16 protein-coding genes and 1 pseudogene are annotated in these 22860 nt (G+C 72.6%); 12 read left to right on the top strand and 5 right to left on the bottom strand.

Annotated features, from left to right (window positions below; translation table 11 throughout):
- The first annotated feature begins 345 nt into the window (after window positions 1–345).
- The 5 genes from ABZT03_RS37525 to ABZT03_RS37545 all read left to right on the top strand — a co-directional run bounded on the left by ABZT03_RS37525 (window position 346) and on the right by ABZT03_RS37545 (window position 10778).
- Window positions 346–1296, top strand: a complete 951-nt coding sequence (locus ABZT03_RS37525) for a polyphosphate kinase 2 family protein (RefSeq protein ID WP_356047772.1) — start codon at window positions 346–348, stop codon at window positions 1294–1296.
- A gap of 3 nt (window positions 1297–1299) precedes the next feature.
- On the top strand, window positions 1300–4044 hold the full coding sequence (locus ABZT03_RS37530; protein WP_356047774.1) for an HAD-IC family P-type ATPase: 2745 nt from the start codon (window positions 1300–1302) through the stop codon (window positions 4042–4044).
- Between the two features lie 203 nt (window positions 4045–4247).
- Window positions 4248–5813, top strand: a complete 1566-nt coding sequence (locus tag ABZT03_RS37535) for a protein kinase (protein ID WP_356047776.1) — start codon at window positions 4248–4250, stop codon at window positions 5811–5813.
- 196 nt (window positions 5814–6009) lie between these two features.
- Window positions 6010–6906, top strand: a complete 897-nt coding sequence (locus ABZT03_RS37540; protein WP_356047778.1) for a glycosyltransferase — start codon at window positions 6010–6012, stop codon at window positions 6904–6906.
- Window positions 6907–7538: 632 nt separating this feature from the next.
- Window positions 7539–10778 carry a BTAD domain-containing putative transcriptional regulator gene (locus ABZT03_RS37545; protein ID WP_356047780.1) on the top strand — a complete coding sequence of 1080 codons (3240 nt, stop codon included), beginning with the start codon at window positions 7539–7541 and terminating at the stop codon, window positions 10776–10778.
- A gap of 540 nt (window positions 10779–11318) precedes the next feature.
- Here the strand turns inward: ABZT03_RS37545 and ABZT03_RS37550 are convergent.
- Both ABZT03_RS37550 and ABZT03_RS37555 read right to left on the bottom strand, forming a co-directional pair.
- Window positions 11319–13076, bottom strand: coding sequence for a bifunctional 3'-5' exonuclease/DNA polymerase (locus ABZT03_RS37550; protein ID WP_356047782.1), 1758 nt, complete (start codon window positions 13074–13076; stop codon window positions 11319–11321).
- Between the two features lie 178 nt (window positions 13077–13254).
- Entirely contained in the window at window positions 13255–14034 is a 780-nt protein-coding gene (locus ABZT03_RS37555; RefSeq protein WP_356047784.1) for a Clp protease N-terminal domain-containing protein, read from the bottom strand.
- A gap of 98 nt (window positions 14035–14132) precedes the next feature.
- Here ABZT03_RS37555 and ABZT03_RS37560 point away from each other — a divergent pair, with 98 nt between their 5' ends.
- Window positions 14133–15344 carry a DUF2786 domain-containing protein gene (locus tag ABZT03_RS37560; protein WP_356047785.1) on the top strand — a complete coding sequence of 404 codons (1212 nt, stop codon included), beginning with the start codon at window positions 14133–14135 and terminating at the stop codon, window positions 15342–15344.
- An 18-nt stretch (window positions 15345–15362) separates the two neighbouring features.
- On the opposite strand, the gene ABZT03_RS37565 is transcribed toward ABZT03_RS37560, so the two are convergent.
- Window positions 15363–15908 (bottom strand): DUF4232 domain-containing protein, encoded by a 546-nt coding sequence (locus ABZT03_RS37565; protein WP_356047787.1) that lies wholly within the window; start codon window positions 15906–15908, stop codon window positions 15363–15365.
- A 475-nt stretch (window positions 15909–16383) separates the two neighbouring features.
- Window positions 16384–16938, bottom strand: coding sequence for a hypothetical protein (locus ABZT03_RS37570; RefSeq protein ID WP_356047788.1), 555 nt, complete (start codon window positions 16936–16938; stop codon window positions 16384–16386).
- Window positions 16939–17429: 491 nt separating this feature from the next.
- On the opposite strand from ABZT03_RS37570, the gene ABZT03_RS37575 reads away from it, so the two are divergent.
- Complete coding sequence (locus ABZT03_RS37575) at window positions 17430–17648, top strand: DUF397 domain-containing protein (RefSeq protein WP_356047797.1); 219 nt, start codon at window positions 17430–17432, stop codon at window positions 17646–17648.
- Between the two features lie 92 nt (window positions 17649–17740).
- Here the strand turns inward: ABZT03_RS37575 and ABZT03_RS37580 are convergent, their stop codons facing one another.
- A complete protein-coding gene (locus tag ABZT03_RS37580) occupies window positions 17741–18223 on the bottom strand; it encodes an ATP-binding protein (RefSeq protein WP_356047789.1) in 483 nt (160 codons plus the stop codon).
- Window positions 18224–18586: 363 nt separating this feature from the next.
- Here ABZT03_RS37580 and ABZT03_RS37585 point away from each other — a divergent pair, with 363 nt between their 5' ends.
- The 5 genes and pseudogenes from ABZT03_RS37585 to ABZT03_RS37605 form a co-directional block, all read left to right on the top strand.
- Entirely contained in the window at window positions 18587–19411 is an 825-nt protein-coding gene (locus tag ABZT03_RS37585) for a helix-turn-helix transcriptional regulator (protein ID WP_356047799.1), read from the top strand.
- A gap of 118 nt (window positions 19412–19529) precedes the next feature.
- Window positions 19530–20990 carry an aldehyde dehydrogenase family protein gene (locus tag ABZT03_RS37590; protein WP_356047791.1) on the top strand — a complete coding sequence of 487 codons (1461 nt, stop codon included), beginning with the start codon at window positions 19530–19532 and terminating at the stop codon, window positions 20988–20990.
- A gap of 119 nt (window positions 20991–21109) precedes the next feature.
- Complete coding sequence (locus ABZT03_RS37595; protein ID WP_356047793.1) at window positions 21110–21649, top strand: DinB family protein; 540 nt, start codon at window positions 21110–21112, stop codon at window positions 21647–21649.
- 36 nt (window positions 21650–21685) lie between these two features.
- Complete coding sequence (locus tag ABZT03_RS37600) at window positions 21686–22327, top strand: PadR family transcriptional regulator (protein ID WP_356047795.1); 642 nt, start codon at window positions 21686–21688, stop codon at window positions 22325–22327.
- Window positions 22328–22412: 85 nt separating this feature from the next.
- Window positions 22413–22769, top strand: a pseudogene (locus ABZT03_RS37605) (IS5 family transposase); the annotation flags it as partial.
- Window positions 22770–22860 lie beyond the last annotated feature (91 nt).

Below are 22860 nucleotides of genomic sequence, written 5' to 3' on the forward strand. Positions count from 1 at the left end.
GGGGGAGCGGACGGACAATGTGGGTGACGGGTCCGGTGATGGACTCGTTCGCGGTCGGGAGGTCGTGAGCCGCGGCTGGTGTCCCCGGGATCGGGGCCGAACTCCCGGACGTGCGGGTCGTGTTGGGATGCCGTGTCATGCGGGTCGTGGTGGACGCCTCGTCCGCGCTCACGGCTCGACCGGGACCGACGTCGTCGACGTGGCGGTCCGGGTGGCTTGCGAGACATTCACGACGCCCTGCGCAGGGCTCTCGTCCCCACCCTCGTCGAGGGGCGGTCGGGGCAGACGCAGGGCGCCTCGCCGGCCGTCGCGGATCGCCGTGAACCGGGAGAGAGGTGGTCGGCCATGGCGCCCGGTACAGCCGAACGCATCGCACGGCTCATCGCGCCCCTGCGCGTGAAGCCGGGCTCCCGGGTCGATCTGGCCCGGGACTTCGACCCCCGCTACAAAGGGCCCCTGAAGAAGAAGGACAGCGCGGAACTGCTCGCGGTCGGGGTCACCCTGCTCGCCGAGTACCAGCAGCGCCTGGCCGCGCAGGACACGTACGGGGTGCTGCTGTGTCTCCAGGCACTGGACGCGGGCGGCAAGGACGGCACGATCCGGCATGTGATGAGCGGGGTGAACCCGCAGGGCGTGAAGGTCAGCAGCTTCAAGGTGCCCTCCGCCGAGGAACTGGGCCACGACTACCTCTGGCGGTACGCGGCACGGCTGCCCGCCCGCGGCGACATCGCGATCTTCAACCGTTCGCACTACGAGGAGGTCCTCGTCGTACGGGTCCATGCCGAGGTACTGGACCGGCAGCGGCTGCCGGGCGACGTACGGACGGCGGACATCTGGGAGCGGCGCTACCGGGAGATCAACGCCTGGGAGCGCTATCTGACCGACAACGGGTTCCGGGTCGTGAAGGTGTTTCTCAACCTCTCCAAGGAGGAGCAGCGGACGCGGTTCATGAAGCGGATCGACCTGCCGGAGAGGAACTGGAAGTTCTCCGCTGCCGACGTCCGTGAGCGCCGCCACTGGGACGAGTACCAGATCGCGTTCTCCGAGATGCTCTCCGCGACCAGCACCAAGTGGGCGCCCTGGTACGTCGTACCGGCGGACCGCAAGTGGTTCGCGCGCATCTGCACGGCGGCCGTGCTCGCCCACACGCTGACCGGCATCGACCCCCAGTACCCCACGGTCTCGGACAAGGCGCGGAAAGACCTGCTCACCGCCCGGCGGGAGCTGGAGGCCGAGGCGCCGAAGGGGGCCGCGGCGGATCCGTACGCCGCCCGTCACCGGTCGGCCGGGGGCTAGGCCATGACGGTGACGGCGCGCTCGGACTGGTACGCGCGATCCGTGCGGGAGGTGGCCGCCGCCCTCGGGGTCGATCCCGCCGTGGGGCTCCCGGCGGCGAAGGCGGCCGAACTGCTGGCCGCGCACGGGCCGAACGCGCTGCCCGAGGAGCAGCCGCCGCCGGCCTGGCGGCGCTTCCTGGACCAGTACCGCAGTTACATGCAGCTCGTGCTCGTGGCCGCCGCGATCGTCTCCCTCGCCATCCAGGAGTGGAGTACGGCGATCCTGCTGGTCGCGCTGACCCTGCTGAACGCGGTCGTCGGACTGCGCCAGGAGGGCAAGGCGGAAAGCGCCATGAACGCGCTGAAGTCGATGATGGAGGCGACCGCGCGGGTGCGCCGGGACGGCACCGAGTCGGAGATCCCGGCCGAAGGGCTCGTGGTGGGGGACGTCGTCCTCGTCGCCGCCGGAGACCAGGTGCCGGCGGACGGGCGGATCGTCGAGGCCAACGCCCTGCAGATCGACGAGTCGGCGCTCACCGGGGAGAGCGTTCCCGCCGCGAAGGGCACCGAGCCGCTGCCCGGAGCCGCTCCGGGCCCCGGCGACCAGAACAACATGGCCTTCATGAACTCGCCGGTGACACACGGCAGCGCGGTCCTCGTCGTCACCGCCACCGGTGCGGACACGGAGCTGGGCAGGATCGCGGGGATGCTGTCCGCGACCGCCAGGGAGGAGCCGCCGCTCACCAGGCAGCTCAACACCCTGACCGTGTGGATCACGGCCGCCGCCGGGCTCACCATGATCGTCATGTTCGTCATGGGCCGCGGCCGCGACCAGCCCTGGGACGCGCTGTTCGTCAGCGCGGTCTCCCTCGCCATCGCGGCCATCCCGGAAGCCCTGCCGACGGTGACCCAGGCGATCCTCTCGGTCGGCAGCCTCAACCTGGCGGGACGCAACGCCATCGTGAAGGAACTCCCCTCGGTGGAGACGCTGGCGTTCACCTCGGCGATCAACTCGGACAAGACCGGCACGCTGACGATGAACCAGGTGACCGTCGTCGAGGTGCTCACCCCCACCGACCGCTACACCGTCTCCGGCTCCGGCTACGACCTCGCCGGCAAGGTCCACCACACCGCCGGGCGCTCGGCGGGCGTGGAGGACGCGATCCTGCCCTACGTCGTGGCCAACGACGCGCACCTGGTGGACGGGGAGGTCGTGGGTGACCCCACCGAGGGCGCCCTGCTCCTCCTCGGTCACAAGGCGGGGCTCGACGTGGAGGCCACCCGGGAAGAGCTTCCGCGACTGGCCACTCTGCCGTTCGACCCGACGTACAAACTGATGGCGACCTTCCACTCCGCTGTCGGCCCGGCGGGCCGGCCCGTGGTGCGCTGCTTCGTCAAGGGCGCGGCCCCGGCTGTGACCGCCCGGGCGGGCACCGCGCTCGCGGACGGCGAGACCGTGGCGTGGGACGAGGAGCTGAACCGACGTGCGCAGGAGGGGGCCCGGCGCATGGGCGGCGACGGGCGCCGCGTGATGGCCGCCGCGGTCCGCGAGCTGGACCCCGAAGGCTTCGACCCGGACGGCGATCTGCTCGCCCTCGTCACGGACCTGCGGGTGACCAGTCTGGTCGGCATGGTGGACCCGCCCCGCGCCGAGTCCCGGGCCGCCGTGGCGAGCGCCCAGGAGGCTCACGTCCGGGTCCGCATGGTGACCGGCGACGACGTCACCACGGGTGCCGCGATCGCCCGGCAGCTCGGCATCCCGGGTGAGGCCGTCCTCGGCGCCGACTTCGCCGCGCTGCCGGAACGGGAGCAGCTGGCCAGGATCGACGACATCGGCGTCGTGGGGCGGGTCGCGCCGGAGCACAAGGTGCTGCTGGCCGAACTCCTCAAGAAGAAGGGCCATGTGGTGGCGATGACCGGCGACGGCGTCAACGACGCGCCCGCCATCAAGGCCGCCGACATCGGCATCGCCATGGGCAGCGGCACGGACGTGGCGAAGAACGCCAGCCGGATGATCCTCTCCGACGACAACTTCGCGACGATCGTCTACGCCGTGGAGCAGGGCCGGAAGATCTACGACAACCTCACCAAGTACATCCGGTTCGTGCTTCTGCTGCTCGTCACCTTCGTGCTCACGTTCCTCGGGGCGACCGTCTTCAACATCGCGGCCGGGGAACCCTTCACACCGCCGCAGGTGCTGTGGATCCACTTCGTCGTCAACGCCTCGTTCGGCTTCGCGCTCGGCTTCGACCAGGAGAGCGCGGGACTCATGCGGCGCCGGCCGCGCCCGCGCGGGGAATCAGTGCTGACCCGGCCCGTGCTGGTGACGGTCGGCCTGGCCGGACTGGCGATCACCGCCCTCCTGCTCGGGCTGATCAAGCTGGGTACCTCGCGCTACGACAGCGAGGCCGTCGGCCAGTCGATGGCGTTCACGGCGTTCTCGCTCTGTCTCGTCGTCGCCGCGTTCGAGTGCCGCAGCGAGACGGGCTCGGTGCTGACTCCGGACACCTTCGACAGCAGGCAGATGAACTGGGTGGCCCTGGCCCAGTTCGTGCTCGCCGTGCTGGTGACCCAGATGGACGGGTTCCGCCGGATCCTCGGGACCACCCGGATCGATGTGCGCCAGTTCGGCTGGGCCCTGCTGCCCGCGCTGGTCCTGCTGGCCCTGTGGGAGCTCGGCAAACACCTCGCTCGGCGGCGAGGAGCACCTGACGGGGGTGGGCGGGCCCCGGTTTCCTCTCGGCGAGGGCGCGCCCCGGCCGGGTGAGGGCGTGGCCGTGTGACGGTGCCACGGCGTGGCGGCGGTCGGGCCCCAGGAGTGAAGCGGGCCGGGGGGCGTCAACAACCCGTTGAAGTGCGGGAGTTGGTCGACCAGGCCGTCATCGCGCTCCGCTATGCTCAGCCCCGTTCGAACGGGTGTCGGTCGGTCAGTGGGCCGGCCGTCGATGAGGGAACGTGAGAGAACGCGTGATGTCCGAGGATGGCGATCATCAGGCCGCGACGCGTTCGGGGTGGGGTTCGCAACGTGGTGCGGGGCGGCTGATCGCCGGCCGGTATCTGCTGCACGACGTCCTCGGGCGAGGCGGCATGGGCACGGTCTGGCGCGCTCACGACCAGTTGCTCGACCGTTCGGTCGCCGCCAAGGAGCTGCACATCCTCACCGACGGTGACACGGAGCACCGTACCCGCGTGCGCCGTGCCGTACGGGAGGCCCGTGCCGTCGCCCGGGTGCCGCACCCCCACGTGGTCGGCGTCCACGACCTGGTCGAGTCCGAGGACCGGCTGTGGATCGTCATGGAGCTCGTCGAGGGGCCCTCGCTGGCCCGCCGGATCGCCGAGACGGGTCCGCTGACACCGCGGCACACCGCCGTCCTCGGTCTGCAACTGCTCGACGCGCTGGAGGCCGTGCACGCGGCCGGCACCCTGCACCGCGACGTGAAGCCCGCCAACGTCCTCGTGCGGCCCGGCGGCAACGTCGTCCTCACCGACTTCGGCATCGCGGCCCTGGACGACGGCGAGTTCCTGACGACCACCGGTGAACTGGTCGGCTCCCTCGAGTACATGGCGCCCGAGCGGGTCATGGGCTCGGAGGCCGGTCCGCCCTCCGACCTGTGGTCGCTGGGCGCGTCCCTCGCCACGGTGTGCGGCGGGCGGTCCCCCTTCCGCAGGCCGAGCGCGCCCGCGACCCTGCACGCGGTGGCGTACGAGGAACCCGTCCTGTCGGAGCGGCTCGGGCCGCTGCTGCCAGTCGTCGAGGCGCTGCTGCGCAAGTCACCGGACGACCGCCCCTCGACGGCCGCGGCGCGGGAGGCGCTCCAGCGCGTCGCGGCGGGGGACCCGGACGCCGGGCCGCCGCTGCCGTCGGCGACCCTGCGCGTGTCTTCGGCCGCTGCGCCGTGGGCCGACGCGGACACGCTGACCAGGGGCCGGGACGGGATCGTCGGGCCCGCACAGGCGGTGCCGACGGCACGGCACACCACCTCGCTGCGCCCCGCGCCCCGGCAGCCGTCCCGCTCCGCCGGGCCGAAGCGGCTGGTGTGGGCCCTCGCCGGTACGGCGGTGCTGGCGGCGGGCGTCGTCGGCGGCCTCTTCCTCACCGGGACGCTGCCGCTCCACGACACCCCGAAGACCACGACCACCGGTCAGGTCGTCCAGGCGGCGACCGGCTGGCAGCCGGTGACGGGCGTGTCGGTCCGGCGGGGCGACCGGGTCGCCGTCCGCTTCGTCTCGGGGCAGTGGACGGCCGACTACCGGAACATGCCCGTGACCGGGCCCGCCGGGTACGACACGGAGACGAACAAGCGGCTCGACGGAGCCCGGGACTGTAAGGTCAGGGCCGCCTCCCCGTTCGGTGCGCTGCTGGTACGCCTCAAGGGCAAGCAGGACTTCCCGGTCCACCCCGTCGGACGCGGGGTGATGTTCCAGGCGTCCGGGAACGGCACCCTGCAACTCGGGATGAACGACATCGCCGGGCCCTGCTCGCAGGACAACCGGGGCACGCTGACCGTTCGGGTGAGCGTGACGCGCCAGGGCTGAGGTGGGGGAGTCCGCCGGTACCGCGACCTCCGAGGCCGCGAGGCGATCCGTCAGGGCTGGGGTGGGCGCCTCGGCCGGTACCGCCGCCTCCGAGGCGACGCGCCCGATCGCCCCAGGATTCCCCGTACTTGAGAAGTCCTTACCGTGAACGGCTAGCATCCCGGTCGCAGTTGTCGGCCGGGATGAGGTGAGGGACATGGGGGCGTTGCCGAGGATCGCCGTCGCCGTCGTGACCATGGGGAACCGGCCGGGTGCCGTGGAGGCGCTGCTGGAGTCCGTGGCGAAGCAGGACTGCGCGCCCGCGCGGATCGTGATCGTCGGGAACGGGTGCCGGCTGCCCGAGTTCGCGCACGGGCTCGCCCTTCCGGGTGAGGTGACCACGATCGACCTGGAGGAGAACCTCGGCTGTCCCGGCGGACGGAACGTGGCGCTGGAGCGGCTGCGGGAGTTCGGTGACGTGGACGTCGTCGTGGAACTCGACGACGACGGACTGCTCGTCGAGGCCGATGTGCTGCGCCGGGTGGGGGAGTTGTTCGCCGCCGAGCCGCGCCTGGGGATCGTCGGGTTCCGTATCGCCGACGAGAACGGGGAGACGCAGCGGCGGCACGTCCCCCGGGTCGGTTCCTCCGACCCCCTGCGCGGCGGGCACGTCACCGGGTTCCTCGGCGGCGGGCACGCCCTGCGGATGGCCATGCTCGGGGAGATCGGCGACTGGCCGGCCGAGTTCTTCTTCGCCCACGAGGAGATCGACCTCGCCTGGCGGGCCCTCGACGCCGACTGGTCGATCCGCTACGCGCCCGAACTGCTGCTCCGGCACCCGAAGACCTCGCCCGCCCGGCACGCCATCTACTACCGGGTCAACGCCCGGAACCGGGTGTGGCTGGTCCGGCGCCGGCTGCCGCTGCTCCTGATGCCCGTCCACCTCGGCGTGTGGACACTGATCACCCTGCTGCGGGTGCGGTCGGCGGCCGGTCTGCGCGCCTGGTTCGGCGGATTCGCGGAAGGCGTACGGGAGTCGGCCGGTGAGCGGCGGCCCATGCGCTGGCGGACGGTGTGGCGACTCACCCGGCTGGGACGGCCACCCGTCATCTGAGACCGCGGTGGTCCGCCCCGAGCTGTGGTCCGTCCGGCGGGTGGTCCGCCCCGGCAGGTGAACCACACGGCCGCTCGTCTTCACTGCCGTCAGCCGTCAGCCGTCAGCCGTCAGCCGTCAGCCGTCAGCGTCAGCCGTCTGCCCTCTGCCGTCAGTTGTCAGTCGTCCGTCGTGCGGGATCGCCCGTCGTCCCGCACCGGGCGGTGAACGACAGGACGAGGGACCCGGTCGGTCACCTCCGCCGACCGGGACCCTCTCGCGTCCCCCGGAACCGGCCGCGACGGCGACACTCCCCCGAGTTGCGCGTCCTACGCGCGCGCCGTCGGGCCAGATCCGATGAAGTGATCACATCAGGCCGCGCCAACGAATCGCTAACATGTGGCCAACGGTTCTGCTTTTCGGCGTCCGCCGATTGGCGGGAAGCCGTTGCCGGCTGAGGCTCGACGGCCTGTGTGTGGGGGATTTCCGGCCGGGGGCGCCGTGGGCAGGTTGGCGGGAAAACGCCCCGTAGCGGCGGGAACCCGCCAGACATGCCGCGACGTCGGGACATCAGAGACGCGGAATCGGCGGAAGGCCACCGCGAAGTGCGGGCGCGGCCGGTCGAGGCGCGCGGGAGGGCAGTGGACGGCGTGATGCGGTGCGAGCTGCGGTTCGGACTGCTGGGAACGCCGGTGCTGTACGACGTTCACGGCGGCCCCGGTGGAACCGGCGGCGAGGTCAGGAGTGTCAGCAGTCCCAAGGTGCGGGCGCTGCTCGCCGCCCTGTTGCTCGAAGCGGGCCGGGTCGTCTCCGTCGACTCGCTCAAGGACGCGCTGTGGGCCGGCGCGCCACCCCCGTCCGCACGGGCCTCGCTGCACAATCACGTGACCCGGCTGCGCCGGCTGCTCGACGAGCCCGAGCGGCTGCGGGCCGTGCCGCCCGGCTACCAACTGCGCGTCGAGCCCGGCGAACTGGACGTCCACGTCTTCGACCGGCACGTCGCCGCGGCCCGTGGCGCGCACGCCGCCCGGAACTGGGCGCGGGTCATCGACGAGTGCGCGGCGGCGCTCGCCCTGTGGCGGGGCACCCCGCTGAGCGGGCTGCCGCCCGAGTTCGCCGGGTACGCCTTCGTGGAGCGACTGAAGGAGGCGCGCCTGCTCGTCCTCGAATGGCGCTACGACGCCGAACTGGCCGTCACCGCTACGCGCGTCGCGAGTCCGGCCCGCCTCGCCACCCTCGTACCGGAGTTGGCTGCGCTGGCAGCCGAGCACCCGCTGCGGGAGGCGTATCACCGCCAGTTGATGCTGGCCCTGCACCGCACCGGCCGGCAGGCCGAGGCGCTGGCCGTCCACCGCGACCTGCGCAACCGCCTCGTCGAGGAACTCGGCATCGAGCCGGGGCCGACCGTGCGGCAGGCGCACGTGGAGGTGCTGCGTGACCTCGCCTACGCCCTCTCCGACACGGCGGGCACCACGGACACGGCGGACACCGCGGACGCCGGCGCGGACGCGGTGATCTCCACCGGCGCGGCAAGCACTGCCGAGCTCGCGGGGAACGGCGACGACACCCGCACCCGGGGCACCACGGCCTCCACCGGCACCACGGCCACCGTCGACAGCGCCAGCGTCACCGCATCCGATGACAGCGCCCCCGGGATCGACGGCGCGCGCCCGCCCACCCCCGCCACCAAGGCCCCCGCCCCCGCGCCCCTCTCCCCACCCCGCCCCGCGCAACTGCCCCCGCCCGTCGGGCACTTCACCGGCCGGGCCGCCGTCCTGGACGGCCTGCGTCGTGCGCTGGCTCCAGGCGGCGGGCATCCGTCCGTCGCCGTCGTCAGCGGGATGGCCGGTGTCGGCAAGAGCGCCCTCGCCCTGCACGTGGCGCACAGCCTGCGGGAACGTTTTTCCGACGGTCAGCTCTACGTCAACCTGCACGGCGCCACTCCGGGCATGAGTCCGCTCACGCCCGTCCAGGCGCTCACCGCGCTGCTGCGCGACCTCGGTACCGAGCCCCGCCGTATCCCTGAGCACCCCGACGCGGCGGCCGCCCTGTTGCGTTCCCTGCTCGCGCCGACCAGGACGCTGATGGTGCTGGACGACGCCGCGCACGCCGCCCAGGTACGGCCGCTGCTGCCGGCCGGCGAGGGTTGCGCGGTCATCGTCACCAGCCGTTCGCCGCTGACCGCGCTGGACGGGGCCCGCCGTTTCCCGCTCGCCCCGCTGAGCGGTGAGGACAGCGCGGCACTGCTGCGGGCGGTCTCCGGCCGGGACGCCCTCGGCGCGGACCATCCGCTCGTCGCGCTCACCGGCCGCCTGCCCCTGGCCCTGCGGGTGGTCGCCGCCCGGCTGGCCGCCCGCCGCGCCCTCACCGCGGACGCGCTGGCCAGTCAACTGGCCGCCGCAGAGAGCAGGTTGTCGCACCTGGAGTACGACGACCTCAGTGTCCGCCGCTCCCTCGCCGTCGCCCATGACGCGCTCGCCGCTTCGGACCGCCGGGCCGACCGGGACGCGGCCCTCGCCCTGCGCCACCTCGGCGGCGTCGACCTCCCGGCGTACGGGGTCCCCCTCCTGGCCCGGCTGGCCGGCACCGACGAGGCCCGCGCCGAGGCCGCCCTGGACCGGCTCGTCGACGTGGCGCTGCTGGAGGAGACGTCGTACGGCCGTTACGCACCCCACGACCTGGTCCGCGACTTCGCCCGCGAGGTGGCGGGCACCGAACCCGGCGGCGACCCGGCCGACGGCGGCGCCCCGGGCGCACGCTCCGTCACCGCGGCCCTCAGCTGGTACGCGGCCGTCGCCGAGCGCACCCTCACCGCCATCGTCGAACCGGGGCTCGACCAGGACGACCGCCGCAGGCCCACCTCGGCCCAGCTGCCCGAACACGCGGTGCACGTGGCCGCCGCCCGGCCCTTCGCCGGCCCGGCGGAAGCCTTCGCCTGGGGCGACCTGGAGCTGGAGAACATCGTGGCGCTGGTGGAGGCGTACGCCGAGGACCCCGACGACCGTACGGCGGCCCGCGTCTCCGCCCTGCTGCGTCTCGTCCTGCCGTACGTCCAGCGCAGTGGCCGGGTCGCAGAGATGGAGGTGCTCGGCCGGGCCGCCCTGACGGTGGCGCGGCGGCTCGGTGACGAGGCGGCCGAGGCGTACGCGCTGGGCGACCTCGCGGGCGTGCACTTCCTGACCGGCCGGCAGGGCGAGGCCCTCACCCTGAACGACGGCGCCCTCGCGATCTGGCGGCGGCGCGGCGCGGTGTCCCGGATGCGCCGCTGCCTCAACAACCGTGGGCTGCTGCTCGAAGGACTCGGCCGGTACGCGGAGTCGGAGCGGGCGCTGCGGCAGAGCCTGGAGTTCTCCCGGCGGCTGGACGACCCGCACGGCGAGGCCGTGACCTACAGCCACCTCGGCAACCTGTACGAGCACACCGACCCGCGGGCCGCCATCGGACAGCACCGGCGCTCCCTCGCCCTCGGCGACGCGATCGGCAACGTCATCGTGCAGCACTCCGCGCACTGCAACATCGGCTACGCGCATCTCCGTCTCGGTGAACCCGCCGCCGCGCTGCCCCACTTCGAGGAGAGCCTGCGCATCCTCGGTGCCCGCGGGGACTGGCACGGCGAGTCCCAGACCCGGCTCGGCCTGGTGCGCGCCCTGCGCCGACTCGGGCAGCCGCTCCGGGCCGGCCGCGAGTGCGCGGAACTGCTGCGCCGGGCCGACGACCGCGCCGACCGCTACATGGGCGGTCTCGGCCGCCACCAGTACGGCCTGCTGCTGCGGGAGTCGGGGCGCGCCGAGGAGGCGTACGAGGAGTGGCGCTCGGCCCTCGACGCGCTGGACGGGACGGACGAGAAGGCGGTCGTGACGGAGCTACGGGATCTGCTGGCCGACCACGGCTGACCACGGCCGACCACGGCTGACCACGGCTGCCCACGGCCGAGCCGACACCGACCGCGACTGAGCCCGTGCCGGCCGCGGCTGAGGGATGCCGACCGCGACCGAGCCGGCGTCCACCGCGGCTGAGACCGCGCCGACCGACTCCGCACCGACCGCGGCTGCCTCGGCGCCGACCTGGCCGGACTCCGCGCCGACCCGCGCGGCCCCTCGGCCGCCCTGACACGACTGGCCCGGACTCTCGGCGCTCAGGGCCGCTCCCGGCGCCGATCGCCGCCAACCGTCGGCGCCCACAGGTGCCCCCGCCCCTATCGCCGCGACTCTTGGCGCCCACGCCCGCCCCCGCACCGGCCGACGTAGACCCTCGGCCGCCCCCGGCCCCGGCCCCGCCCCCGATCGCCGCGAACCCCCGGCCCCCACAACCGCCCCCGCGCCGCCCCCTCCCGCAGACCCCATGCGCTCGCAACTTCCCCCATGCCGACCGCGGTTGCCCCTCCGCCGGCCGCGACCTCCCCCTCCCCGCCCGGGCGGGGAGGCCCGCATCGCTCACTTGGCGTCCGCATAGCACTCCACCACCGCCGTGGTGAACGGAAACCGCACCGGTGTCTCGCCGAACGTCAGGCGTCCGGCGAGGTCCGCCGCCTGCTGGATCGCCGCCACGACCGTCGCGGCCTCTTCCTCGGGGCAGTGCACGATCACCTCGTCGTGCTGGAAGAACACCAGTTCGGCGGCCATCGTCGCGCAGGACTGCCGGAGCGCGGCGAGCAGCAGCAGCGTCCAGTCGGCGGCGCTGCCCTGGACGACGAAGTTGCGGGCGAACCGGCCCCGCGCCCGGGCGTTGCCGGAGGCGTACCCCGGGGTCCAGTCCGCCCCACCGGACGGTTCGTCGCCCTGGCCTCCGGATCGCCCGCCCGACGGCCCGCCGCGCCGCACACCGGGCCGCCCCTCGGTCTCGTCCTCGGTGAGGGGGATGCCCGCCTCCTCCGCCGGGTCGTCGTCCGCTCCGGCCACCGGTGGGCAGGTCCGCCCGAGCCAGGTCCGCACGAGCCGGCCCTCCTCGCCCGCGCGGGCCGCGTCGTCGACGTAGGCCACCGCTTTGGGGAACCGGCGTCGGAGGGCGGCGAGGTTCTTGAGGCCGTCGCCGGAGGTCTGGCCGTAGACCGCGCCGAGCACGGCGAGCTTGGCCTGGGCGCGGTCGCCGGAGAAGGCGCGGTCGGAGACGGACTGGTAGAGGTCGCTCGCCCGCCCGGCCACCTCCATCAGGCCGGGGTCCCGGGAGATGGCGGCCAGTACCCGTGGCTCCATCTGGTCGGCGTCGGCGACGACGAGCCGCCAGCCGGGGTCGGCGACGACGGCACGCCGGATCACCTTGGGGATCTGCAGGGCGCCGCCGCCGTTGGTGACCCAGCGGCCGGTGACGGTGCCGCCGGCGAGGAACTCGGGCCGGAACCGGCCGTCCCGTACCCAGTCCTGGAGCCAGGACCAGCCGTGGGCGACCCAGATGCGGTACAGCTTCTTGTACTCGACCAGCGGTTTCACCGCGGGATGGTCGAGGGACTCGATCTCCCAGCGGCGGGTCGATCTGATCCTGATCCCGGCCCCCGCGAACGCCTTGACGACGTCGGCGGGCAGATCGGGCCGGACGCGGCGGCCGAAGGCGGCGGACACCTCGTCCGCGAGCTCGGCCAGACGGCGGGGCTCGCCCCCGCCCGCGTACCGCTCGCCGAGCAGTTCGTGCAGCAGGCGGCGGTGCACCTCCGCGCTCCACGGCAGCCCGGACCGGTTCATCTCGGCGGCGACCAGCATCCCCGCCGACTCGGCCGCCGTCAGCAGCCGCATGCGCTCCGGGTGGGCGGCCCGGTCGTGCCGCCGCTGCTGGTCGGCGTACACCTCGGCGAGGTCGGTGAGCGGTACGTGCACGGTCTGCGGTTCGAAGAGCGGGGACTGGGAACCGGGTTCGGCGGCCCGCTGCGGCGGATCGGGCGGCACCGGGCCGCGCCGCAACCGGGCCAGGGCGGCCGCGGCCGAGCGGGGTTCGCCCGACCGGCCCTCGTGGCCGAGGAGCAGCGTCTCGGCGTCCTCGATGTCGTAGCACCGCTCCACCCGCACGCCCGCGGCGAGCAGGCGCGGGTAGACCTCGGGCGTCGAACGCCACACCCAGCGGGTGACCTCGGGCCGCCCGCGCACGGCGGCGGCGAGGTCCGGCTCCCGCAGCACGGGACCCGCGGGCAGCCCGTCCGGACCGAGGGGGGCGACCTCGGCGCCACCGTCCTCGGCCGGAGCGAGCACCCACCGGTCGGCCATGCTGCGAGTCTGCCAGCCACCTCTGACAACGCCCCCGCTCCAGCTCACCGGGGGCCTGTACGAGCCGGGCGCTCACCCGGCGGCAGCGCTGCCGGCTGTGCGGCGCCGGGACGCGGCCGGCCGGCCGTCACGGCCTGGGTTCCGGCGCGCGCCCCTACGGCCTCAGTCCTGCCCGCACTCAGTCCTGCCCGGCCTCTGCCCCCGCCTCGGCATCGGACCCCGTCCCGGACCCCGTCCCGGCCTCCTGGACGAAGACGTCGAGCGCCTCGGCGATGTGCTGCTCCGCCGTCGCCTTGGTGAGGCCGAGGCCCGACAGGACCCCCTGGCCGTGCTCGAACTCCAGCAGGGCCAGCAGGATGTGCTCGGTGCCCACGTAGTTGTGGCCGAGGCGCAGGGCCTCGCGGAAGGTGAGCTCCAGGACCTTCTTGGCGTCGGAGCCGTAGGGCACGAGTTCCGGGACCTCGTCCGCGGCGGGCGGCAGCGCCGCGGTGGCGGCCTGGCGGACGGCGTCCAGGAGCACGCCGTGCGCGGTGATCGCCTTGGCGGCCAGCCCCTCCGGCTCGGCCAGCAGGCCGAGCACCAGGTGCTCGGGGCGGCCCTCGGCGTTGCGGGCGGCGACGGACTCGTTGTGGGCGGCCATCACCACCGCGCGGGCGCGCGGGGTGTACCGGCCGAAGCCCTGGTTGGGGTCGAGGCCCGTCGACTCCTTCGGAACGAACCGCTTCTGCGCGGCCTGCCGGGTCACCCCCATGCTCTTCCCGATCTCGGTCCAGGACGCGCCGGAGCGGCGGGCCTGGTCCACGAAGTGACCGATCAGGTGGTCGGCCACGTCTCCGAGGTGTTCGGCGGCGATCACCGCGCCCTCCAACTGGTCGAGGGCGTCGGGGTGAACGTTCTTGATGGCCGCGATGAGGTCGTCGAGGCGTACGGAGGACGTGGGGGTCGGCTTCGTCGTCATGTGTCAACCGTAAGTTGACAGGCGGGGCGTGTCAACCCTTGGTTGACAGTGGTCGACCGTCCTCCGGGGCCGTGACGCGCGGGTGAGACGATCGCCGGGTGAGTACGACCAGCACCGTCGAGCGCGCTTTCCGGGCCGCCCTCTACGCCGACACCGACACGTCCCTCGACTCGGGCGCCTCGCTGCTCGCCTCCGACCCCGGCGCGGACACCGAACTCGCGCGGCGCGGTGCGGAGTTCGTGGCGACGGCCTGGCGGCGCGGCTGGCAGCCCGCCGACCTCGTACGGATCGTCCGGCGCGAACTGGACGACGTCCACGTGCGCCTGGTCGCGTCACTGATCCTCGCGGAGTCGTCCCCGGACCAGCCGCGGGACGGGTCCTCGCGGCAGTCCTCGCGACATCGCTCCCCGGGAAGCCGCCCCCGCAGCCCCCGCTGGACCGCCCAGCTCGACGAACTCGCCGAGCTCACCCGGCCGGACCAGGCCGGACGCCGCGCCCCCCGCCCCGACCGCTTCACCCACGCCACCACCGTGCTGGAGCTGTACCGCCTGCTGCTGGGCCTGCCCACGCTGGAGCCTCTGGAGCCCTCGGAGCCGTCGGAGTCCCCTTCGCCGCAGGGGGCGCGGCGTGAGCGGCGGCCCGAGTCGCGCATGCTCTCCCGCATTCGCGCGCTGCTGGCCAAGGCGGAGGCGACCGGCTACCCGGAGGAGGCGGAGGCGCTCAGCGCGAAGGCGCAGGAACTGATGGCCCGGCACAGCGTCGACGAGGCGCTGCTCGCCGCGGGGGCGCCGGCGAAGGACGTGCCCGCTGCCTGCCGGATCGGGGTCGACCCGCCGTACGAGCAGGCCAAGGCGGTGCTGCTGGACGCCGTCGCCACCGCGAACCACTGCCGCGCGGTGTGGAACGAGAGCCTCGGCTTCTCCACCGTCGTCGGCTTCGACGCCGACCTGGAAGTGGTCGAACTGCTCTACACCTCGCTGCTCGTGCAGGCCGAGACCGCGATGACGAAGGCGGAGGCCGCCCAGCGCGCGGGCGGCCGCAAGCGGACCAAGACCTTCCGGCAGTCGTTCCTGGCGGCCTACGCCCACCGCGTCGGCAGCCGGCTCGCGGCGGCCGCCGAGACCCAGGTGACCCAGGACCTGCTGCCCGTCCTGGCCACCCGGGACCTGGCGGTCGGCGACCGCCTCGACCACCTGTTCCCCCGTACGACCACGACCCGCCTGCGCGGTGTCAGCGACGAGGCCGGCTGGACGGAGGGCGCCGAAGCGGCCGACCGGGCCCAGGTCGGAGCCCGCCGGCCGCTGCGGTGAGCCGGCCCCGGCCCGGCCTCAGTCGCCGGCCTGCTGGAAGGCGCTGACCGACGCGTCGGGCTCGCCCTTGGCGGCCTTCAGCGCGACCTCGCCGTACGACCACGCGAAGCTGTGGGTGGCCTTGGCGCCCGGCAGGGCGAACGTCGCCGTCTTCACGGCGAGGCTCTTGTCGCCACCGGCCTCGCCGCGCACGTAGGTGAGCGTGAAGGACGCGGCGGTGCCCTTCGCGAGGGTCAGCTTCTGGGACTTGGCGGCCTGTTCGGGTGCGACGGCGGCCGAGGTGCCGCCGGCGTGGAGGCTGACCGTGGGCAGTCCGTCCAGGGTGCACGCGGAGCCGCGGTTGGTGATCGTGACGGGCACGTTGCCGGTGTCTCCGGCGGCGGGGGCGGCGCTGGCGGGGCCGACCTGCACCGCGACCCCGTCGAACGTGCAGGCCGTGCCGTCCTGGCTCGCGGGCTTGCTGTCCTGACTGGCGGTCGAGTCGCCGCCGCCGCTGTCGCTGTCGCAGGCGGTCAGGAGCAGAGCCGCGGCCAGAGCGGTGACGGCGATGGGCAAGGCGCGCATGTGAGGTCCTCTGGGGGCGGGACGTGGGGACGTCGGTACGTCGGTGACGGCGTGCGTGTCACCACGCACACGAAGCGAGTGCCGCGCGCGCGGATCACCACGCACACGATGTCGAACGCCGCGTGCACGGGTCACCGCTCACGCGACGTCGATCATCGCCTACGCGGATTCACCCCGCGCGCGATGCCGGTGATCGCCCACACGCGTCACCGCGCGGACGAAGCACATGGTCGCGTACGCGGATCACCCGTACGCGCAGCAGATCATCGCGTGCACGGCCTCCGCGCAGCAAACGTGGGTGATCGGTTCGTTTCACGGATCATCACGCACGAACCCGCCCGTCGGTCGCGGAACGCGGGCCGTGCCGCACCTTCCCGCCGGGTCCCGCGCCGGGACGCCCCGCCGCGCGCCGTCCCGCGCCCCACCCCCTGTGACCGCGGCTACGGCTGCGGCTATGACGGCGACTGCGCCGGGACTACGACCCCAGGCCGGCCGTCGGCAGCCCCGAGGGGAGCGTTCCGCCTTCCGTCCGGGTGAACGTCTCCGAGCCGATGCCCTGCTGCCAGGTGACCTTCAGCGTCGACCTGCCGACGGAGTCGACCATCCCGACGGCCCGGTCCTTGCTGCCGTCGGTGCACTTGAGACGGATCATCTGCATGCCGGCCTCCTCCTTCGCGGTGCCGCTGCACACGCTCCCGCCGGTCGTGAAGACGCCGGCCTGCGTGCCGTTGACCACCAGGGCCACGGCCTTGCCGTCGGTCGTCGCGAGCCAGCTGCCCGCGAGCTTGCCGGCCGACGAGGAGGACGAGGAGGACGATGACGACGACGAGCCGCCGGACGTGCCGCCCGTGTCCGCGCTCGCGGAGGCGCTGGGGTCGGCGGAGGAGGTGTCGTCGGAGCCGCCGTTCCCGCCGCCGCAGGCCGTCAGGGCCAGCGAACCCGCCAGCGCCACGGCCCCCGCAGCGATCCGCAGCCGCCGCCGTGAGACCGTTGCGGTGCCGGCAGGGGTCTCACTGGTCGCCGTAGTCACTGGAAGCTCCCAAGCTGTAGCCGGTGGAGGACGCCCGCAGCGGTCCGGTCCGCGGTCGGTCGGCCGGTTGGCCGAAACAGTCGCAGCACGCTACCAGGCCGGCCCGGGAGGCGGCCGGGCGGGATGACGGTGCGGGGCCGGCCGGGGGGCGGGAACCGGCCGTAGGGAGAGCCTTCACCGGACGCTCACGCGGGCGTTGGAACAGTAAGGCGCCGGTATGCGTCTGTCTCTAGTACACGAAGAATTCGGTGAGTTCCGAGGCGGACACCGGTACGGCTTCGGTGGTGCGGCCGACAGAGCTGTAACCACGGGAACACCCGGCGTGCACGTGCATCTGCCCATGCATCTGCACGTGAACAGGGCTATGATCCGGAACAGTTGACCACTGCACCAATGGCCACTTCAGCCAGTGCACCACCGGGGAGCGACCTGTGGACCACGACGGTGACGGCGTTTACGGGGGGTACGACGTGTTCGACGTGCACAACGGCATGGCGGCCACGCATCTGGACGGGGTGGCCTGGCAGAAGAGCCGGCACAGCAACTCGCAGGGTTCCTGTGTGGAGTTCGCCCGGCTGCCGGGCGGGGATGTGGCCGTGCGCAACTCGCGCTTCCCCGACGGTCCCGCGCTCGTCTACACGCGCGCCGAGATCGAGGCGATGCTCCTGGGCATCAAGGACGGCGAGTTCGACCACCTGATCGCGGGCTGATCCCGGCCCCCACCTCGCACGACCGAGGGCGATCGGCGCGTCGCGCTGCGTAACGCGCGTAGAACCGCGGCGTCAGAAGGCGCCGCGGTTCCTCATTCCGCGATCGGGGTCTGGAGCCGGAACAGCGCCCAGACGACCTTGCCGCCCAGCGTGCCGGCCAGCGGGTGCCAGCCCCAGCCGTCCGCGAACGAGTCCACGAGGAACAGGCCGCGGCCCGACTCCGCCGAGAAGTCGTCCGCCTCGCACGCGATCGGGCTGTCGTGACTGGGGTCGCGCACCGCGCACACCAGCCGCTCCGTCCAGCGCATGAGGTGCAGACGGACGGGTGGGTTCTGCTCCGGTGTGCGCGGGGTGCTGGCGGGCAGCGCGTGCCGCAGGGCGTTGGTGACCAGTTCGGAGACCACGAGACAGACGTCGTCGAAGCGGTCGCCCATGTCCCACTGGTCGAGCGTTCTGCGGGTGAACTGCCGTGCCTCGCGCACCGCTTCGTAGCGGGCGGGCAGAGCGCACGAGGCGGCGCTGGACACAGCCGCGGGATCCAGTGGCGGAAGGCCCTGCCGTAACGGCTCGAGCATGGTCGATCCATTCGTCCCCATGCGAGGCACTCCCGGGGTTCGCGGTCGTTGCGATGCAGCGGTTGCGCGAGACCATGGTTTCGGATGCGTACAGCAGATGCAAGGGCAGATGCACGTGCACGCGACCGAATTAGCCCCTCCCGTACCGCTTGTTGGCTATTTTTTCCGCCATATTCGCAGCCTGCGCCCGTCACTTCTTCGCCGTTCCTGTTCCGGTCCTGTGCGCAATCCTTGACTTATTTCCATCTCTGTAATCGGACGAGTACTGCTCGGAGTGTTTTAGTGGCAGACTTCGGCCCCTGAAGACGGTTGGGGAGGCTGGCGAACGTGAGCGCGGGAGAGCCCGGATCGGTGGTGCGGCGGATGCTGCTCGGCTCGCAACTCAGGCGGCTGCGCGAGGCGCGCGGGATCACGCGTGAGGCGGCGGGGTACTCCATCCGCGCCTCGGAGTCCAAGATCAGCCGGATGGAGCTGGGCCGGGTGAGCTTCAAGACGCGGGACGTCGAGGACCTGTTGACGCTGTACGGCATCACGGACGAGGCGGAGCGGCTGTCGCTGCTGTCCCTCGCCAAGGAGGCCAACGTCGCGGGCTGGTGGCACAGTTACTCCGACGTCCTGCCCAGCTGGTTCCCCACCTACGTGGGCCTGGAGGGCGCCGCCTCCCTCATCCGCGCCTACGAGGTGCAGTTCGTGCACGGCCTGCTGCAGACCGAGGCGTACGCCCGCGCGGTCGTCCGGCGCGGTATGAAGGGCGCGAGCGAGGCGGACGTGCGACGGCGCGTGGCGCTGCGCCTGGAGCGGCAGAAGTACCTGCTCTCCGACGGCGGCCCCGAGTTCCACGTCATCCTGGACGAGGCCGCCCTGCGCCGGCCCTACGGCGACCGCGAGGTGATGCGCGGCCAGCTCCAGCACCTGATCGCGATCTCCGCGCGGCCCAACGTGCGGTTGCAGGTGATGCCGTTCGGCTTCGGCGGGCACTCCGGCGAGTCCGGCGCGTTCACACTCCTCAGCTTCCCGGAGTCCGACCTCTCGGACGTCGTGTACCTGGAGCAGCTCACCAGCGCGCTGTACCTGGACAAGCACGAGGACGTGGCCCAGTACGAGAAGGCGCTCAAGGAGCTCCAGCAGGACAGCCCGGGTCCGGACGAGAGCCGGGACCTGCTGCGGGGCCTGATCCAGCTCTCCTGAGGGTTTTCCCCAGACCCGCCGGACCGGCCCCAAGTGGCCTCCAACTCCCCTGAAACACACGTACGATGACGTGTGATCAGATCGTGACGTCGGTCGCATCAGGGGATTGAGGGATCACATGTCGTCGTACTTCACCGACTTGGCTCAGCAGTACATCGACGGTGAGTGGCGCCCGGGCACGGGCTCCTGGGACATCATCGACTTCAACCCGTACGACGGCGAGAAGCTGGCGTCGATCACCATAGCCACGGTCGACGAGGTCGACGACGCGTACCAGGCTGCCGCCCGCGCCCAGAAGCAGTGGGCCGCGACCAACGCCTACGCGCGCCGCGCGGTCTTCGAGAAGGCCCTCCGGGTGATCGAGGAGCGCGAGGCGGAGATCTCCGACGCGATCGTCGCCGAGCTCGGCGGCACCCGCCTCAAGGCGGCCTTCGAACTGCACCTCGCCAAGGAGTTCCTGCGCGAGGCGGTCCACCTGGCGCTGCGGCCCGAGGGCCGGATCATCCCCTCGCCGATCGACGGCAAGGAGAACCGCGTCTACCGCGTCCCGGTCGGTGTCGTCGGTGTGATCAGCCCCTTCAACTTCCCCTTCCTGCTGTCGATCAAGTCCGTCGCGCCGGCGCTCGCCCTCGGCAACGGCGTGGTGCTCAAGCCGCACCAGAACACCCCGATCGTCGGCGGCTCCCTGGTCGCGAAGATCTTCGAGGAGGCCGGCCTGCCCGGCGGTCTGCTCAACGTCGTCATCACCGACATCGCCGAGATCGGCGACGCCTTCCTGGAGCACCCGCTGGCGAAGGTCATCTCCTTCACCGGTTCCGACAAGGTCGGCCGGCACGTCGCCACCGTCTGCGCCTCGCAGTTCAAGCGCTCGGTCCTCGAACTCGGCGGCAACAGCGCCCTGGTGGTGCTGGAGGACGCCGACATCGACTACGCCGTCGACGCGGCCGTCTTCAGCCGCTACGTCCACCAGGGCCAGGTCTGCATGGCCGCGAACCGCGTCCTGGTCGACCGCTCGGTCGAGGAGGAGTTCACCGCGAAGTTCGTCGCCAAGGTCAAGACGCTCAAGGTCGGCGACCCGCGGGATCCCGAGACCGTCATCGGCCCGCTGATCAACTCCTCGCAGGCGGACGCCGTCTCGGCCGCCGTCGAGCAGGCGATCGCCGACGGCGCCACCGCGCTGCTGCACGGCACGACCACGGACAACCTCGTCGGGCCGTCCGTGCTGACCGGCCTGCCCGCCGACTCCGCGCTGCTGCGGCAGGAGCTCTTCGGCCCGGTCGCGTTCCTCATCTCCTTCGACGGCGAGGAGGAGGCCGTACGCCTCGTCAACGACAGCCCCTACGGCCTGAGCGGCGCCGTCCACACCGCCGACATCGAGCGGGGCGTGCACTTCGCCAAGCAGATCGAGACGGGCATGTTCCACGTCAACGACGGCACCGTCCACGACGAGCCGATCGTGCCCTTCGGCGGTGAGAAGAGCTCCGGCATCGGCCGCCTGAACGGCGACACCATGCTCGACGCGTTCACCACCCTCAAGTGGATCTCGGTGCAGCACGGGCGCAGCGGCTTCCCGTTCTGACCTCCTCCCCGCTGGGTGACCGGCGCGGGCCCTTGCGGACAGAAGCTGACCGCAAGGGCCCGTAGCGTCGTCGGTGTCGGAGGGCGCGGCTCTCCCGGATCGGCGAAAGGCGGCAGGTCATGGTCACTCACGTACGCGCGGAAGCCCGGGGCGACGAGCGTGGAGCGCTGCTCTCGTTCCTGGCCGAGCAGCGGGGCGGCGTCCGCCGGGCGCTGCTCGGGCTGACGGCGGAGCAGGCCGCGTCCCGACCCAGCGCGAGCGAGCTGTCCCTCGGCGGGCTGCTCAAGCATGTCGTCGAGACCGAGCAGGGCTGGGTGGCGCGGGCCAAGGGCGAGGCGCCCGCGGTGAAGCGGGACGAGTCGAACTGGCACGAGTGCTTCCTGCTCGCGGACGGCGAGAGCGTGGAGCAGCAACTCGCTTACGGGGAGCGGGTGGCCGCCGAGACGGAGGCGTACGTCCGCTCTGTCCCCAGCCTCGACGACACCTTCCCGCTGCCGAACGACCCCTGGTTCCCGCCGGACGAGGCCGTCTCGGTGCGCTGGCTGCTGCTGCACCTGATCCGTGAGACGGCCCGGCACGCCGGCCACGCCGACATCATCCGGGAGTCCCTGGACGGCAGGACCGCCTTCGAGCTGGTGGCCCGGGAACAGGCCGGCTGAGCCGCGGGCCACCGGGCGGGCCATAACCTGGAGCGCATGTCAGCGATCCGGCTTCTCGTGCTCGGCGCGGTCCGTCAGCACGGGCGGGCCCACGGCTACCAGGTGCGCAACGACCTGGAGTACTGGGGCGCGCACGAGTGGTCCAACGCCAAGCCGGGCTCGATCTACCACGCGCTGAAGCAGATGGCGAAGCAGGGGCTGCTGCACGCGCACGAGAGCGCGCCGTCCACGGCCGGCGGCCCGCCGCGCACGGAGTACGAGATCACCGACGCGGGCACCGAGGAGTACTTCACGCTGTTGCGCGAGGCGTTGACCTCGTACGACCAGAAGACGGACGTCAAGTCGGCGGCCATCGGCTTCGTCGTGGACCTCCCGCGCGCCGAGGCGGTGGCCCTGCTGAAGGAGCGCACCCGCCGCATTGGGGACTGGCGCTCCACCGTCACCGAGCACTACGTGCCCGAGGAGGGGCCCGAACAGCTCGGCCACATCGGCGAGATCATGAACCTGTGGATCCACACGGCCGACGCGGAGGCCGAGTGGACACGGGGGCTGATCGCGCGGATCGAGGGCGGCGCGTACACGTTCGCGGGAGAGGGCGACCCGTTCGTCGGCGTGCTGGCCGAGGACCAGGAGAACCCGTACGCGACGGGCGAACCGCATCCGGGGGACGCGCGCTGACCACCATCCGGGGGACGCGCGCTGACCACCGCCGGACGCCACGGCGGTCCGGCGGGGGCTAGGTCGTGTCTTCAATTGATCTTGAGTGGTGGATCATGGTCGGGTGATACGTCGCCATGAACTGTCCGATGAGGAGTGGGAGTTCCTCCGTCCGCTGTTGCCCGAGTCCTTGCGTGGGCGGAAGCGGTTGGACGATCGAACCGTGCTCAACGGGATCGTGTGGAAGTTCCGGACAGGCACGGCCTGGCGGGACGTGCCCGAGCGGTACGGCCCCTGGCACACGCTGCACACCCGCTTTCGCCGGTGGGCCCTGGACGGCACCTTCGAGCGGATGCTCCAGGCCGCCCAGGCTCGGGCGGACGCGGCGGGAGAGGTTGGCTGGCTGGTGTCGGTCGACTCCACCGTCGTACGCGCCCACCAGCATGCCGCCGGGGCCCGAAAAGGTGCCTCTATGGTTTTCGTCAAGCCGTAGCGGGTGTGGGTGGTTGGTAGAAGGTGCCGTCGCGGAGCATGGCGAACAGGACGTCGATGCG

The organism is Streptomyces sp. NPDC005574 (assembly GCF_040605435.1).
In the GTDB taxonomy this organism is placed as follows: domain Bacteria; phylum Actinomycetota; class Actinomycetes; order Streptomycetales; family Streptomycetaceae; genus Streptomyces.